General features: G+C 41.9%; 17 protein-coding genes. 12 read left to right on the top strand and 5 right to left on the bottom strand.

The features are described 5' to 3' along the window. Positions 1 to 343: 343 nt before the first annotated feature. Positions 344 to 3,250 carry an excinuclease ABC subunit UvrA gene (uvrA, locus tag ACR63N_RS02930; protein WP_367106343.1) on the top strand — a complete coding sequence of 969 codons (2,907 nt, stop codon included), beginning with the start codon at positions 344 to 346 and terminating at the stop codon, positions 3,248 to 3,250. 224 nt (positions 3,251 to 3,474) lie between these two features. On the opposite strand, the gene ACR63N_RS02925 is transcribed toward uvrA, so the two are convergent. After that, positions 3,475 to 4,164: a hypothetical protein gene (locus ACR63N_RS02925; protein WP_472782428.1), complete on the bottom strand. Its 690-nt coding sequence runs from the start codon at positions 4,162 to 4,164 to the stop codon at positions 3,475 to 3,477. A 299-nt stretch (positions 4,165 to 4,463) separates the two neighbouring features. On the opposite strand from ACR63N_RS02925, the gene ACR63N_RS02920 reads away from it, so the two are divergent. From ACR63N_RS02920 to ACR63N_RS02905, 4 genes are all read left to right on the top strand, one after another. Further along, a complete protein-coding gene (locus ACR63N_RS02920; protein WP_472782427.1) occupies positions 4,464 to 5,309 on the top strand; it encodes an SDR family NAD(P)-dependent oxidoreductase in 846 nt (281 codons plus the stop codon). A 22-nt stretch (positions 5,310 to 5,331) separates the two neighbouring features. Beyond that, positions 5,332 to 5,637, top strand: coding sequence for a putative quinol monooxygenase (locus ACR63N_RS02915; protein ID WP_367106340.1), 306 nt, complete (start codon positions 5,332 to 5,334; stop codon positions 5,635 to 5,637). 95 nt (positions 5,638 to 5,732) lie between these two features. Continuing rightward, a complete protein-coding gene (locus ACR63N_RS02910) occupies positions 5,733 to 5,921 on the top strand; it encodes an alpha/beta hydrolase (RefSeq protein WP_472782426.1) in 189 nt (62 codons plus the stop codon). 48 nt (positions 5,922 to 5,969) lie between these two features. After that, entirely contained in the window at positions 5,970 to 6,476 is a 507-nt protein-coding gene (locus tag ACR63N_RS02905; protein ID WP_472782425.1) for a hypothetical protein, read from the top strand. A 51-nt stretch (positions 6,477 to 6,527) separates the two neighbouring features. Here the strand turns inward: ACR63N_RS02905 and ACR63N_RS02900 are convergent, their stop codons facing one another. After that, positions 6,528 to 6,992 (bottom strand): hypothetical protein, encoded by a 465-nt coding sequence (locus ACR63N_RS02900; protein WP_472782424.1) that lies wholly within the window; start codon positions 6,990 to 6,992, stop codon positions 6,528 to 6,530. Between the two features lie 295 nt (positions 6,993 to 7,287). Here ACR63N_RS02900 and ACR63N_RS02895 point away from each other — a divergent pair, with 295 nt between their 5' ends. Continuing rightward, positions 7,288 to 7,554, top strand: a complete 267-nt coding sequence (locus tag ACR63N_RS02895) for a helix-turn-helix domain-containing protein (RefSeq protein WP_201586244.1) — start codon at positions 7,288 to 7,290, stop codon at positions 7,552 to 7,554. Between the two features lie 37 nt (positions 7,555 to 7,591). On the opposite strand, the gene ACR63N_RS02890 is transcribed toward ACR63N_RS02895, so the two are convergent. Beyond that, complete coding sequence (locus ACR63N_RS02890; RefSeq protein WP_472782423.1) at positions 7,592 to 7,873, bottom strand: DUF503 domain-containing protein; 282 nt, start codon at positions 7,871 to 7,873, stop codon at positions 7,592 to 7,594. 154 nt (positions 7,874 to 8,027) lie between these two features. On the opposite strand from ACR63N_RS02890, the gene ACR63N_RS02885 reads away from it, so the two are divergent. From ACR63N_RS02885 to ACR63N_RS02865, 5 genes are all read left to right on the top strand, one after another. Continuing rightward, the gene (locus tag ACR63N_RS02885; protein WP_367105201.1) at positions 8,028 to 8,816 is read left to right on the top strand and encodes a threonine/serine exporter family protein; all 789 of its coding nucleotides are present in this window, start codon (positions 8,028 to 8,030) and stop codon (positions 8,814 to 8,816) included. A 1-nt stretch (position 8,817) separates the two neighbouring features. Next, complete coding sequence (locus tag ACR63N_RS02880) at positions 8,818 to 9,270, top strand: threonine/serine exporter family protein (protein ID WP_367109779.1); 453 nt, start codon at positions 8,818 to 8,820, stop codon at positions 9,268 to 9,270. 166 nt (positions 9,271 to 9,436) lie between these two features. Next, positions 9,437 to 10,792: a glutathione-disulfide reductase gene (gene gorA, locus ACR63N_RS02875; RefSeq protein WP_367106336.1), complete on the top strand. Its 1,356-nt coding sequence runs from the start codon at positions 9,437 to 9,439 to the stop codon at positions 10,790 to 10,792. 261 nt (positions 10,793 to 11,053) lie between these two features. Then, positions 11,054 to 12,331 (top strand): lysine N(6)-hydroxylase/L-ornithine N(5)-oxygenase family protein, encoded by a 1,278-nt coding sequence (locus ACR63N_RS02870; protein WP_367106335.1) that lies wholly within the window; start codon positions 11,054 to 11,056, stop codon positions 12,329 to 12,331. A gap of 155 nt (positions 12,332 to 12,486) precedes the next feature. Continuing rightward, on the top strand, positions 12,487 to 12,702 hold the full coding sequence (locus tag ACR63N_RS02865; protein WP_367105198.1) for a hypothetical protein: 216 nt from the start codon (positions 12,487 to 12,489) through the stop codon (positions 12,700 to 12,702). Positions 12,703 to 12,713: 11 nt separating this feature from the next. Here ACR63N_RS02865 and ACR63N_RS02860 read toward each other — a convergent pair whose 3' ends face one another. Both ACR63N_RS02860 and ACR63N_RS02855 read right to left on the bottom strand, forming a co-directional pair. After that, on the bottom strand, positions 12,714 to 13,328 hold the full coding sequence (locus tag ACR63N_RS02860; RefSeq protein WP_367105197.1) for a GNAT family N-acetyltransferase: 615 nt from the start codon (positions 13,326 to 13,328) through the stop codon (positions 12,714 to 12,716). A 91-nt stretch (positions 13,329 to 13,419) separates the two neighbouring features. Continuing rightward, a complete protein-coding gene (locus ACR63N_RS02855; RefSeq protein ID WP_367106334.1) occupies positions 13,420 to 15,051 on the bottom strand; it encodes an FAD-dependent oxidoreductase in 1,632 nt (543 codons plus the stop codon). 202 nt (positions 15,052 to 15,253) lie between these two features. Here ACR63N_RS02855 and truD point away from each other — a divergent pair, with 202 nt between their 5' ends. Further along, the gene (truD, locus tag ACR63N_RS02850; protein WP_367106333.1) at positions 15,254 to 16,438 is read left to right on the top strand and encodes a tRNA pseudouridine(13) synthase TruD; all 1,185 of its coding nucleotides are present in this window, start codon (positions 15,254 to 15,256) and stop codon (positions 16,436 to 16,438) included. Positions 16,439 to 16,485 lie beyond the last annotated feature (47 nt).

The following is a 16,485-nucleotide window of genomic DNA, read 5'->3' as shown; positions in this document are numbered from 1 at the left end:
CACCATAACAATAATATAAGTCGTCATAAAATACCTTTGCTGCTAGTTGCGGCTAGTTATTATTAAACTTTTGTTAGTGAATGAATTCAGGTAATTTTATTGAAGTTGGTTTATAAAATTGTTTTACAAAAATAGCATTTATCTAAACCCTATATGAATAACAATTAATAATTAACAAGGGTTTTATAAAGATTTTAAATATAAGTTCGCTCTAACTATTAACTTAGAATCTCTTTATTTTTATATCTATTTATTTAATCAATTTTCACTTCTGTTTTTAATTTATAACCGTATGTTTATATTGGTTTTAACCACCCTTTAGCCCATAGGAAACCTATAACTGATGGCAAATGACCATATCGCAATACGCGGCGCGCGTACCCACAATCTAAAAAATATTGATCTTGATATCCCGCGGGATAAGTTCGTCGTCATTACCGGCTTATCCGGTTCTGGTAAGTCTTCCTTGGCTTTTGATACGCTTTATGCTGAAGGGCAACGGCGCTATGTCGAAAGTCTGTCAGCATACGCGCGTCAGTTTTTATCGCAAATGGAAAAACCTGAGGTAGATAGTATCGAGGGTCTGTCTCCTGCCATTGCTATTGAGCAAAAATCAACCAACCACAACCCGCGCTCAACGGTCGGTACTATTACTGAGATTTACGATTATTTGCGTCTGCTCTATGCGCGTATCGGGACGCCTTATTGTCCAGAGCACGGCGAGCCGATGGTGGCGCAGTCAGTCACCGAAATGGTCGACCAAGTCATGGCACTGCCTGATGAGACCAAGCTTATGATCTTAGCGCCGGTGATTCGTGAGCGTAAAGGCGAGCATACGGTTTTGCTTGAGCAACTGATTGGTCAAGGCTTTGTGCGCGTGCGCGTGGATGGTCATGTCTATGATACTGACGAGCTACCGACGCTCGATAAGAAGAAAAAGCATACTATCGAGGTCGTCGTCGATCGTTTTAAAGTGCGTGATGACTTAGGTAACCGTGTCGCTGAAAGCTTAGAGACCGCGCTGCGTTTAGGTCAAGGTTTGGTGACCTTGCACTTCATGGATGGTAATCCCAAAGAAGGCGGCGACACCAACCAAGTGATGTCGGCTAAACACTCTTGCCCAGTGTGCGATCGGGCGGTGTCTGAGCTTGAGCCACGGATGTTTAGTTTTAACAATCCGTATGGCGCTTGTCCGACTTGTGACGGTTTAGGCAAACGTCAATATTTTGCCGCTGAAAAGCTGATTACTCATCATGAAAAATCCTTAAATCAAGGGGCGATTAACGGCTGGGATAAACGCCATTCTTATTATTTTGGTTTGCTAACTACCGTTTGTAAGCATTTCAATATCGATATGGATATGCCATGGCAAGACCTACCTAAAGCGCAGCAAGAGCTTATTATGCAAGGCTCAGGTAAAGAGAAGCTGACCTTTAACTTCACTGATGAGCGCGGCCGTAAGACTAATAAGACCATTCCCTTTGAGGGCGTGCTACCCTATCTTGAGCGCCGCTATGCCAAAACCCAAAGCAACCTTGTGCGTGATGAGCTTGCAAAATATCTCGCCGATACCACTTGTAATGTCTGTGATGGCGCGCGCCTAAATGAGATCTCACGCAACGTCCGCGTTGATGAACAAACCATTGCAGAGATCGTCAAACTCTCTATCGGCGATGCGGCTGACTATTATAAAAGCCTTAAAATCAGCGGTCATAAAGGCGAAGTCGCGGAGAAAATCTTTAAAGAGATTAATGAGCGTCTCAACTTCTTAGTGAGCGTTGGACTCGACTATTTAACCTTAGCACGCTCTGCTGAAACGCTATCAGGCGGTGAGGCGCAGCGTATCAGACTTGCTAGCCAAATCGGTGCCGGTCTCATGGGCGTGATGTATGTGCTCGATGAGCCGTCTATTGGTCTGCATCAACGCGATAATGATCGTCTGCTTAAAACCCTAACGCGCCTACGTGATCTGGGTAATACGGTACTCGTCGTTGAACATGATGAAGATGCGATTCGCCAAGCCGATCACGTGATTGATATCGGTATTGGTGCAGGTGTACATGGTGGTCATATCATCGCTCAAGGCACGGTAGACGACATCATGGCGACTAAAGAATCGCTCACTGGACAATATATGTCAGGTGAGAAGCGTATCGAGATTCCGACGGTACGCCATAAGGCCAAAACCATAGAGGTCGAGGCGAAAGGTAAAGCCAAACCCAAAAAAGTACCCATGACCATCGAGCTAAAAGGCGCGTCTGGTAACAACTTAAAAGATGTGGACTTAAGTTTGCCAATTGGTATCATGACTTGTATCACTGGAGTTTCAGGTTCTGGTAAATCAACCCTGATTAATCGTACTTTAATGCCTATTGCGGCTACCCAGCTCAATAACGCGTCAACCTTAATCGCGGATAAGCATGACAGCATCAGCGGTCTTGAGCATTTAGATAAAATGGTTGATATTGACCAAAGCCCAATTGGTCGTACGCCGCGCTCCAACCCAGCAACCTATACGGGCGTATTTACTCCTGTGCGTGAAATGTTTGCACAAACGCAAGAAGCGCGCGCGCGTGGTTATAAAGCCGGTCGCTTTAGCTTCAACGTTAAAGGTGGTCGCTGTGAGATGTGCCAAGGTGACGGTCTCATCAAGGTTGAGATGCACTTCTTGCCAGATATGTATGTACCCTGTGATACCTGCGAGGGCAAGCGCTATAACCGTGAGACGCTTGAGATTCACTACAAAGGTAAAACTATCGCTGACGTGCTCGATATGACCGTAGAAGATGCCACTGAATTTTTCTCAGCGATTCCCGCGATTTATCGTCGCTTGCAAGCGTTGATGGATGTGGGACTAAGCTACATTCGCCTTGGTCAATCCGCGCCTACTCTATCGGGCGGTGAAGCCCAGCGGGTAAAACTGGCACGTGAGCTTGCCAAGCGTGATACCGGACAAACGCTGTATATCTTAGATGAGCCAACCACAGGTTTGCATTTCCATGATATTGATAAATTGCTTAATATCCTGCATGCGCTACGTGATAAAGGTAATACCATCGTGGTGATTGAGCATAATTTAGATGTTATCAAAACCGCTGATTGGGTCATTGATCTTGGCCCTGAGGGTGGTAAAGGTGGCGGTATGATTATCGCGGAAGGTACGCCGGAAGAAGTGGCAGAAGTTGAAGGCTCGTTTACGGGTGAGTTTTTAAAGCCGGTTTTAGAGCAGGCTATGTCTGAGGCGAGTTAGTAGGTTGATTGTTTGGTTTTGATTTGAAGGTCACTCTTTTGGGGCGGCCTTTTTTGTTATACAAACTCTACTTGTATTAAATAACTCGTTAAAATTATCACCTGTATCAACACACATATGTCTGACGAAATCAAAAGAAAAATATTTTTCTTGTAAATATAATATAGTTTTAAATTTAAAGGTTTTAAGCAGTACTCCTCAAATGAGTATAAGAAATTTTGAGATTATTTTTTTAAGATATATCCTTTTTCCCATGAGAATAATACAACTGGAACCATAATACCTGACCAAATCCATTGCCAGTTTTTTAGATAGAAAGAGACTATCCTTTGCCAATAGCTTATCTCAACTTTGATATTTCTATCAAAAGATATTACTGGTAATGGCGTTTCTCTATTATTTATTTCAATGTACGCTATTAAAGCTAGATGAATGTTATGATTGCCAGGTTGATGCGGTAATAAGCTCCATTTCCAAGTTGTATCATTATTATTACTTACCGCTTGTATGTCAGTTGTGAGCTCTTTGACTTCAAAGCTTTCTGCAATAAGTGTGGCTTTCATTCTATTTGAAACGATAATTGATTCAACTGATTCTCCATACTTATCAAATATTTCTTTAATTTTTTCTTCATCCACCCCATTTGGATTAATATTAAGCATGATGACCTCTTCTTCACCATAAGTCATTATCTTTGGATGATCAAAATACACATCAGCCTTAGAAAGTTCACTAATAATTTGATCTGTAATTTCTGTTGAATTAGAATTCAAGTCTTTGATGTGAACGTCTTCATGTGCTGTTTCCATATTCATATCGCAGCTAGATAAAGTTAAAATAAAAAGTAGTCCTATCAAAACTATCAAGTAATTTGTAATTGAAATAGAAGTTAAAAATAATTTTTGTATATTCATACTTATTTTACTCCCTCGATAATTTTATGAATACTTTCTTAGAACTAATTTATAAGCACTTCTTAATATTACTTTAATTATTATTAATAGGAAACTCTTAATTCACATTAGGCTTTTCGAAATTTACGATAAAGTCGTTCCACGCACCCAATCATCCCATTCCAAAACACAATCAAAAACCCTCGCGATTACAGCCACTTCCCCAATCACAACACTTTCATTACAATCAGCGCCATGACGACCGATAAAATAGAACCCATCCAAAATTCAAATAATAACTGAAAATATAAGGATGACTCATGACGAAGAATATTTTAATTACTGGCAGCACGGATGGCATTGGTAAACTTGCCGCTTTAAATTTAGCAAAAGCGGGGCATCAAGTGTACTTGCATGGCAGAGATGCTGATAAGCTTGATAGCGTTATTATGGAGGTCAAAGCAGTAGCGACAGACGCAGCAGCAGATAAGATTGACGGGTTTGTGGCTGATTTGTCAGATTTAAATGCGGTGCGTAGCATGGCAGCAGAAGTGAATGACAAACTAGCAAAGCTTGATGTCCTCATCAATAACGCTGGGATTTATACCACCGCATCGCCCGTGACCAAAGACGGATTGGACGTACGTTTCGTCGTCAATTATCTAGCGTCTTACGAGTTGACCAACGCCCTATTACCTCTACTTAAAAAGTCTAATCAAGCGCGCATTGTCAATCTAAGCTCAGCGGCGCAAGCGCCAATATCCTATCAAGCGTTTGCAGGAAACGAGCGTCTTGATGACCAAGCAGCCTACGCGCAAAGCAAACTGGCGCTAACGATGTGGAGTATGGATTTAGCGGACGCCGTTGTAGACGATAATATCAACGTGATTGCTGTTAATCCAGGCTCGCTACTCAATACCAAAATGGTCGATGAGGCTTATGGCAAATACTGGTCATCAGCGGATAAAGGCGCGAATATCCTAACAGAGCTTGCCATATCCGATGAGTTCGCTGATGAGACAGGTAAATACTTTGATAATGACATCAAAGACGGCGCGCAGGGCGAGGCCAGAGGCGAGTTCGGACAACCGCATCAAGATGCTTTGAATAAAAAAACCATTGCCAAGCTTAAACGTCAAACGCAAGATCTATTACAATCACTATAATATTCAACCATAGGACATATTTATGAATACCCAAGAAAAACAAGCCATCACCCTCGTTGCTAATATCACCGCCAAACCTGAGCGCGCCGAGCAACTCAAGTCTGAACTGCTCAAGCTCGCCAAAGCATCACAAGCCGAACAAGGGGCCATTCACTATAATATCCATCAAGATAATGCCAATCCGAATCACTTTATCACTTATGAGGTATGGGAAAATAAGGAGCTTATGGATCAGCATGGACAAAGCGAGCACTTTCAAAACTTTATGAAGGTGACAAAGGATATGATCGATGACTCTAATCTTACGCAAATGACTCGTATTGCGTAAGTTTTATCTAAATAAAAAGGCTAAAAAACCGATAAAACTAACCCAATGACATCGCCGATATTCGGTGATGTCAAAGGCGTTACCCCACTGTTATTTTGGTAGCCGGATTTGATCCGCTGCGTGATGAAGGAATGGCTTATGCTGATAAACTCAAAGATGCAGGCATAAAGATTGAGCTGAAAGTCTATGAGACCCTGCCGCATCTGTTTCCTCTTTTTGCCGGAGAGATAGAGGATGCTAAAGTAGCTTTTGATGAGGCGACGCGGGCGCTTCGAGGGTTGTAGGGTGGTATTAAAATACTAGTAGAGTATAATAAAGTTTTGAGCAATACTATGAAAACTATTGAAGAAATATTTGTAAAAACTTGGTTAGACGAAGTAGACGTCGAAGCAATTAAAGAATGGGCTTATATCTTTATTGACAGGAACGATGATATTCCTCAAGAAGTATTTGAACTATTAGAGGCCAAAAAGTATGACTATGAAAACCTTATACTAAATACTGCATCGGTGTTAAACGAGTATTTTTCACCTCAATCATTAAATAATGAAATTTTGGCAGCTAAATATTTAGTTGCAGTAGCTACTGATTATTTAAATGATGAAACTACTCCTATGGATGTTTGTAGGGTCATTACTAATATTGATACTCATTTTATAGATGCGCCAAGAGATTTACCAGACAATATTGCTTACTATCCTATTTGGCTTGGTAATTTATATAACAGCTGTGACTGGTGTGATGAAACTTGGACGGACAATAGTGCTCCGCATCTGAAGCAAGATATAGAGAGTCAATTACCATTGATTAATGAGTGGATTGAAAACCATAGTCCGTAGGTTATTGTGGAGGTTTTGACACCCGACAAATAGATTTTGAAATTTTCGCTTCTATACTCGACTCTTTAAAACCTCAATCGCTTTTAAAATTTGCGGACGGTTTTTAGCTGCTTTAAGCCATTTAGGTAAACGACTGGCTAATGAACTATTTTGCCAAGTCTCAATATTTGGATTACGTTGTCTATGTTTGGCTGATACAAAGTCCTCTAAATATTCTAAATGACGTCTATTGAACGCCCATAGACTCTCTCCAGCACAGTCTGTTTGTAACCATAAATCTACCCCAAAATAACTATCGGCTGGATTTTCCGCACCCCAATAAAACGTTCTTTGTTCAGCTAGTTTCGCTTGATTATAACCACAACTTGGACAACTCAATCTTACTTCGTCATGGTATAAAATCACAAACGCTTTCGATTGACACTTTGGACAATGAACCAGCGTAGGGTCATTATCGGTAGGCGTACTAATAGATATCCTATCTTCATTATTTTCTTGAAACCGCTTTGCAGTCATAATTTAACCTTATATTATTTTGGAGTTAACAATTAATTGTTAAGTTGGACGAAACTTGCGACCCTGAGATCATAGCGTAAAATAAAATAAAAATATCTACTTGATAGAAGATGCAATTGTTATTAACTACTGAAATATTGTCTTAGAGTTAAATTAAATCAAAAAAACCCTATTAGCTTTATATCAGTACTGATATCATTGCCTAATAATGATAAAGGTACATATGAAAGATATTGAGTTTCTAGGCACATCATTAGAGGACGAAGACTTAAATCACTCATACAGGATTTAAAAAATGACTAAATACACCTCTGCGTTTGATGCTCTATGCGATACCCCTACTCAAAGCGCCAATCTAAAATTGCGTGCTGAGCTTATGCATCATATTACAGATATTATTAAACAAACACCGGGCACTCAAAGCGAGATTGCCAAGCTTTGCGGAATTACGCAACCTCGTCTTAATGACTTATTACAAGGCAAAATCAGCAAGTTTAGTTTAGATGCATTAGTGAACATCAATGCTAACTTAGGCGTTGAAATCAGCCTTGATTTTGCTTGATAGGGTTTTGAATGCTAGGATATAAAAACGCCGCCACCTAAATAAACTCCCGCGCAACATTCATCATCCTTGCATCTACCGTCCGCTCTATCTTCTCCTCTATTTGACTGCATTGCGACTCAACCTCACGTTTAGACAGTCCGACGATGACAAACGTCCACTCGCTGGCATCATGCCGATCCCGCTCGCCGCTCTCACATACGGCGACGCTTGGATTATTGCCAAAGCGCGCATGCAAGCCGCCCATACGTTGGCGTTTTTCTTTTAAAGAGCTACAGCCAGGCAGAGCAAAAGTCAGAGTTAAGATAGCAATATGCATGAATCTTCCTTTTTTTCTTATCAATATAAACGTTATTCAAGCTTCATGGTATCATCAAGCAGGCTTTTTTCGTAGGCGACTACAGCTAAGCATTGCCAAGTATCCGATAACTACTCGAACTATTGATATTGATAACCGATATGCGTATTAACCCATGACTTCTATCAGCTACGTACAGCAACAGCGCATTACTCGATTGTGCGTGCGCTGCGGATTACTCCTTATGCAATATGGTGCCGAGTCTGCCGTGGTGGTTGACCTGTCGAAACGCTTGGGATTCGCTTTAGGAATGAGTAGCGTAGAATGTTCGCTGAATTTTAATGCCATCACCTTGACCACCATCTGTAATGAACGCTGTATCACCACTACTCGCGACACCATTAATCAAAGCATCAATGTCAATTTGTTGGTGCAGATTCAGCAAATTGTCAACAAAACCGAAGCTGCTATAGGCAAGGGTAATTTAGTCGACCTTACCACCCTTGCTTTTGATAAGTTGGATAAGGCCGTTTACCCACCGTGGCTAGTAGGGATATTTGTTGGCGCTTCTTGCGCTGCGTTTGCCAATCTTAATGGCGGCAGTTGGTCGATTACCGCAGTGACTTTTATCGCTGGCATGGTAGCTATGCTCACCCGTATTTATCTGTCCAAACATCATTTTAACCCCTTTATAACGGTTATTGTGACCGCTTTTATTGCCTCTTTGATTGGCGCGACGACCTATTATTTTGACATTGGTAATAACGCCGATATTGCCGTTGCCTCAAGCGTACTGCTACTGGTGCCAAGTTTTCCGTTGATCAATTCTTTCTCAGATATTCTAAAAGGCTATGTCAATATTGGGATTGGACGTGCAGTTTTTACTTATATGTTGACCTTGTCCGCTTGCGTTGGCATTGTGATGGCGCTGGTGTTACTGCAAATACAGCACTGGGGGTTTTGAGATGTGGTTTATCGAAACCGTGATGCTGGCCTGTATCATTACCCTTGGTTGGACGCTGATGTTCACCTTGCCCAAACGCTATATCCTGCCTTGTTTGCTGATGACGGCGTTTGGATTCGGCCTAAAAACGGCGCTGGTCTATCAGCATATCCATATTGTTGTGGCCAGCTTTTTTGGCGCGATGCTTGCCAGCTTTTTGGGGGTTTATTTTTCTAAAAAATATACCCTACCACCCAAAGCATTAATCTCACCAAGTGTTATCTGTATGATGCCGGGCATCGCTGCTTATAAAGCGATGGTCAGTATGGTGCAGATCGGTTATTTTGGCTTCTCGGACGAATTATTTAGCCAAATGATGGTTTATTTGTTTGAGGCGTTATTTGTGACCTCAGGATTGGTGCTGGGCTTGTCTATTCCGGGACTGTTGTTTTATAGACGCCGTGCCATTGTTTAAGTAGGTTTAAATGAAATTATTATGTGTTAGGCTATTTTTGCTCAAATATTTTTATGCATTGATACTAGCTGGCACACCTTCATGATAAAAACCTTGTAAGATTTATTATTATACCCATTACTATAAGGTTGAAATTGTACCAAAACTTAATAAAGAGATATCAACAATGACAAAACATTATGATTATATTTCCATTGGCGGTGGTAGCGGCGGTATTGCCTCGCTTAACCGTGCAGCAAGCTATGGTAAAAAATGTGCCATTATCGAAGCTGAGCAATTGGGCGGCACCTGCGTTAATTGGGGCTGCGTACCCAAAAAAGTGATGTGGTACGGCGCGCAAGTAGCCGAAGCCATTGAAAAGTATGCACCAGACTACGGTTTTGACGTGGAACTAAAAAACTTCGACTATCAAAAGTTAGTGCAAAGCCGTCAACAATATATTGAAAATATTCACCGCGCTTATGACAATAACTTGGCTAAAAACGGCGTTGAGGTAATAAAGGGTTTTGCCAAATTTGTCGATACCAATACCGTAGAGGTCAACGGCGAACAAATTACTGCTGATCATATCTTGATTGCTACTGGCGGTCATCCTATTCTTCCTGATATCGAAGGCGCGGAATACGGTATTGATTCTGATGGCTTTTTTAAGTTGAATCACCTGCCAAAGCGTGTGGCTATCGCAGGTGCTGGATATATCGCTGTTGAAATCGCCGGTGTCCTTAATAGCTTAGGTGCTGAGGTGCATCTATATGTCCGTCAACACTCGCCGCTACGCTCCTTTGACCATACCATCGTTGAGACCTTGCTCATAGAGATGGAGCAAGATGGTATTCAATTGCATACCAACACTACGCTTACCGAAGTTAAAAAGAACGAAGATGATAGTCTAGAGTTGTTCACCAAGGACGGTACTCTTGATACTGTAGATTGCCTGATTTGGGCGATTGGCCGCGCGCCTTCCACTGACAATATTAACTTGGAAGTAACTGGCGTTGAGACAACTGATAGCGGTAAAATCAAAGTCGATAAGTTCCAAAATACCAACGTTGATGGCATTTATGCGGTCGGTGATATTATTGAAGGCAGCATTGATCTAACGCCCGTAGCTATTGCAGCAGGTCGTAGGTTATCTGAGCGCTTGTTTAATGACAAAACCAATGAGCACTTGGTTTATGATTTGGTGCCAACGGTTATCTTTACTCATCCCCCTATTGGTACGATTGGTTTGTCTGAGATTGACGCCGTTGAGCAATACGGTAAAGAAAACATCAAATGCTACCAATCGACCTTTACTTCGATGTATAGCGCGGTGACTCAGCATCGTCAAAAATGCGTGATGAAGCTTGTTTGCTTAGGCGATGATGAAAAAGTCATTGGTCTGCATGGTATTGGCTTTGGTGTTGATGAAATGATTCAAGGCTTTGCGGTGGCGATCAAAATGGGCGCAACGAAGGCAGACTTTGATGATACCGTTGCCATTCATCCGACAGGTTCAGAAGAGTTTGTGACTATGCGTTAATAGGCGATAATTTGATAAATTTTCAGTATCATCAAAAGGCTATTCTGGACGGAATGGCCTTTTTTATGCAACGATTTTTGATTCACTGTTCTGTTTTTTATATATCTAATATCAAATATCTAATACCAGTTTTTCTCCCTTTAAGGGCCTAAACCTGATATCTTCTTAGTAGACTTAGAGAAATGCCGCTCATAGTTACCCTCTTATTTACCAAAAATTTATCACCACTTTACAACCATCTCTACTCAATCAAGGTTTATTATGCAAATTTACGATTTTATTGGGATAGGTTTTGGCCCAGCAAATCTTTCTGTGGCCGTGGCGCTGTCAGAAAAAAACATGTTGAATGATAATGCAAAAATAATGTTCGTGGAGAGCAAAGCTGACTTTGTTTGGCACGGCGGTATGCTTATACCCGAAGCTGAGATGCAGATCTCTTTCTTTAAAGATTTAGTGACGCTGCGAAATCCTACCAGTCCTTTTACTTTTATCAATTACTTAGCAGAAAATGATCGATTAGAGAGTTTTGCCAACCTTAAGCATTTTTTTCCAAGGCGAGTGGAGTACAACGACTATCTAAAATGGGCAGCTAAAAAGTTCAAAAATTACGTCAAATATGGCACCAAAGTAATTAAGATCGAGCCTGTGGTGGCAGAAGGTTCAGACGTCGTTGAATACTTAGCGCTACATTTGCAGAATATTAGCACTCAAGAAAAAGAAATCATCTACGCAAAAGATATCTCGCTTGCGACAGGGATAAGCAAAATAATTCCTGAGTACATGAGGGCTAATCCGGATATCAAAATCAGCCATTCTGATGATTTTTTACGCAGCTTAGAAACTGACTTTACTCAACGAAACTCGGACTATAAATTTGTAGTCGTTGGTTCAGGTCAGAGCGCCGCTGAGATTACATTGCATTTAGCAGATGAATATCCAAACGCTAAGGTAGATCTATATTTTAGAAATTATGCCTTAAAGCCTGCTGATGAAACCGAATTTGTTAACGAGATCTTTGATAGTGACACGGTTGAAACTTTTCTAACTTTTGATGATGACTTTCGAGAAGCGGTGCTTGAAAATCATAGAAACACCAATTATTCAGTCGTCGATCCTAAACTAATCAGCATACTGTACGAACGCCTCTATTATCAAAAGCTGATCGGCAGTGAGCAGATACAGCTGCATCGATTTCATGAGCTGCAAGGTATAGATAGTCATTCCAAAAAGGCAATATTTGAAGAGTTAGTAGATAATAAAACCGTAAGCTTTGAGTTCGATGGCCTGTTTTTAGCGACAGGTTACGAGATCATAGCGACCGATATCGTCAAAAATTTTGAAGAATATCTAGTCTACGATGTAGAGGATCGGTTGGTGCTAGATACAAATTATAGGGTAAAAACCGTTAATGACGATTTTAAACCTAAGATATTTATTCAAGGGGCGAGTGAGCATAGTCATGGAATGAGTGAAACCCTGCTATCGTTACTGGCTTATCGTTCGGGGAAGATAGTGGCTCGGCTAATAGATAGTGCTTAGCATATTTAGCTAGTTAGATTGAATTTCATTCATTACCTTTAATTTTTTATTCTTATTTTTAGTTTATTGCTTTTACTTAAAGCGGAACATAAAGCCACTCACAGACAGCCCAATAGTGATGCTGCTATGATACTGCTAATAGCGACTACTGAGAGATGACTGTGTGGCAAATCTACCTTTATATTTTACCAATTGGTTTGGGCATTATGACCTTGGCAGCAAGCCTATTATGCTTGTTTGCTTATCTGATGTCGGATGACAACGCTACGCGTCTGCCCGCTTTTAACTGGTTTAAGCGTTTACTTATCTTGGCGTTCTTACTACTAAGTGCTGGAGTATTTATGACCTTTAGCCACTTTTGGTTTAACTGAGCCTAGTTTAGCTACAACTGGTCGTCAACGACTTTTTCTAATTCCAATAACATCAAATCTTGCCGCTTGGGATCACCATTATTGCCATCATCCGGAAATGGCATTTTGTTGCCATTTAACTGATAACCACGGCGCTCATAATAAGCCAATAATTCAGGGCGATGACTCAAAATAGACATAGTTAGACGACTCGGTTGTTTGCCAGACTGCGCTTCACTGGAGGATAAATGCCGAATGGCGAAAGTCTCTGCCGCTTGTAGGATCACATGACCCACGCCGCATCCTTGCAAGTCTGGATGGACCGCGAACATACCGATATAAGCATGACGCCCGGAACCAGTATCATCTTTCATCTCAACCGCAATGCAGCCTAGTAGCTCGCCAGTCTCTTGTCCTGTGCGAGTACCGGTAGTGGTTTTAGGATAAACAAAGAAATAATGCTTCGGAGCAGCGATAGTTTGGGTCAGCTCGGTTTGCGTCGTACGGATACCACCGACCAAGTCAGCTTCGTTAGTCCAGCCTTTATCTTGACGATAGCAAATATTCAACAGCTGCTCAATAGCGCTAACATCATCCGCTTTAGCCTGCCGTAAAAACACCTCATTTTTATTTATCTCTTTATTCATGACTTTCTCTCCGCTTTATCTTTGTACAAAATAAAAGACTGTCCTAAATGATCAGGCCAGCCTTTATCATAACTATTATGTGTATAAACTTCTATGATAAAGCGTGCGCCTGAGCAATGATGTCGAAGCCGTTATTAATTTGCGCGCGCGTTGGTGCATGTCCACGGCGCAGCAGCTCACTAAAGGCTGCAAGCTCTTTGTCACGACCAAGCGTACTGGCAGCGCTAGCGCGAGTATCCTCACCTTCATCATCAAAATAATATTCGATGTAATCCAAATCGTTCGGTCTACCTAACAAAATATTGTTATCAGGCGTTGCCGCATGGCCGCTGTAGCGTAGGCTATTACCGTACTGGGCAGTCCAAAAGAAAGGAATACGTTCCTCTAATGAATTAACTTCGTCATCACCCAAGATAGCCCCAGCCGTTACGATGCCATGCTGCAAGGCTACGCGCCAATGCTCAATACGCATGCGTCCCATTTGATTGGTCGCTTTGGCAATATCACCCAAAGCATAAACCCCATCACGCAGTTGTAGATTCTCATCGACTTGCACGCCATCAGGGTCATTGACATCATCAAGGACGTCGGTACGCGGTGCCACTCCTGTGCCTAAAATAACGATATCAGCATCAATGGTACTACCATCAGACAAAGTTACGCCGCTGACAGCGTCATTATCAGTGTTAATGGCATCGACGCCGGCACCAAAAGCAAAACGCACGCCGTTGTCTTCATGCATGTTTATTAAAGCATTGCTGACCGCCTCAGAGACAATGTTACTCATCACTCGAGCGCCGCGAGCAACGACAGTGATAGCAGCACTTTCACCCGCTTGTGATAGCGCCGAGGCCGCTTCCATACCAATAAAACCAGTACCCACTATTACCACATTTTTGCCCGTACTTGCCTCTTTGATAGCTTTGGCATCATCCATACTACGCAAAGTATAGACACCTTTAGCATCCGCACCTTTAAATGGCGGTACTTTTGGCTGTGCTCCTGTTGCTACTACTAAAAAATCAGCAGTGTGGGTCTCACTATTACCACTATCATTTTGGATAACAATGCTGCGCTCATTAGGTAATATTTTGCTGACCGTTTTATTCAGATGTAGGTCAATATTGTTTCTCTTAGCCCACTCTGGACCGCCTAAAATAAGTTTGCTTTCATCCATTTTGCCGGCTAAAAACGCTTTGGATAATAACGGACGATTGTAAGGGGCGGTGTCATCAGCACTAATGATAGTAATTTTACCACCATAACCGGTATGGCGTAGCTGGTTAGCGGTCATAAAACCTGAGCCGCCGCCGCCGACAATAAGAGTATGAGTATCAATCAGTTGGTCATTTTCTACGTGTTTGTCCATCTTTGCTGAGGTATCAACGCTTAAAGTATCACCTTCATCGGTCAGCTTATACTGAGTTAAGCCGCGCATAGCGACTGGTTCTAGTAATGTCCCATCACGGCTATTAAAACTGCCATGATGCCAAGGACAAACGACACGGTCACCACAGCGTATACCATCGCCTAAATCTGCGCCAACGTGAGGACACTTGCCATCAAAGGCAAAAAACTCGTCTTCGTCACGGGTGATTAAGATGATACTATCGTCGTTTTGTTTGTATGATTTCATGCCGCCACTAGGAATGTCAGCTTTATTGATGGTCACTAGGTTTTTGGTAGTGATTTTATTATCGATCTGATTGTTATTTGAGCTCATAGGTTATCTTTAACGGTTGCGGTTGCTGCCTGACTTATCAATTGAATCTATTAGCTGAACCTATTAATAGTACCAAGACCACTAAACTACTGATGTTTTATTGTATATCTGCCTCGTTGCAAAACGTAACTTCTACTCTTATTATGAATTCCTAAATCCATACCTACTTAACTCAAACGCTCAATTTAAAAAAGACTTTTTTATGACCTCAAACCTTCATGACCGCTTTGATGCGACAACGATTGACTTTGCCGACACGACTGATACTGCAAAGCTACCGCAGCCGATCACTCCTCCTATAAAACAAGCGACTTATAAATCAAAGGCAGAGGACTTTGTAGTGAACGAAATACTAGATATCGATTTCACAAACGCGGGAGAGCACTTATGGCTGCATATCCAAAAGTCAGGGATAAATACCGCTTATCTCGCCAAATTATTGTCAGAGTGGGCAGGTATTCCACTGCGCGATGTGGGCTACTCGGGACTTAAAGACCGAAAAGCCCTAACGACGCAGTGGTTTAGCCTACGTCTGCCCAAAAAGCAGTTGCCAACTACTGATTTTGCACCGATTGATATTGGCGATAACGAGTCCATTACTATCCTTGCCACCCAGTGGCATAACAAAAAACTGAATCGCGGTACGCATAGGGCCAACCAGTTTATTATTACGCTACGAGACGTCAAATTTGACCATGATAAATCATCTATAGAAGAGCATTTGCAAGCTATAAGTGCAAGTGGCGTCCCTAACTATTTTGGTTCGCAGCGTTTTGGATTCGGTGGTAACAATATTAAAGAGGCGCTACAACTGTTTGCTCGTCCAGTAGCGAACAAACACTCTAAACCTTCTTCACGGAAAAAAAGTAAGGGTAAAAGCACTCCACGAGAGCAAAACAGTATGGAGCTATCTGCAGCGCGTAGCTTGATATTCAACGAGATATTGGCGGCGCGGGTGCGCAGTGGCAGCTGGAATACTGGGCTTGATGGCGAGGTATTTAATCTAAATGGCTCAGGATCGATATTCGCAACTGAAGCGATAGATGACATACTAAGTGCAAGACTTGGCAGTGGTGATATTCATCCGACAGGGGCACTATGGGGAGTAGGTAATGATAAAACAACTGGTAAGGCTGCACAATTAGAACACAATGTTGTAGAGCAAAATACATTGCTAAGTCAATTGGCAACCGGTTTAGAGCAGCGGCAGGTTAAAGAGCAAAGACGCGCGCTAAGATTGCCTATTGAGGACTTAACTTGGGAATGGGTAGATCAACCAACAGGCGAACGAACGCTAATATTGAGCTTTACTTTGATAACGGGCAGCTTTGCCACCAGTGTATTAGCTAATCTAGTACAGCAGCTACATACAGTTGTATCACTATAAAACTGATACAGTACTGCCGGGATGCTTTTTTTAACATGTAGGTTGCG

The organism is Psychrobacter sp. M4, assembly GCF_055699795.1.
Note: the sequence above shows the minus strand (reverse complement) of the source record. Positions and strands in the feature narration are given on the sequence as shown.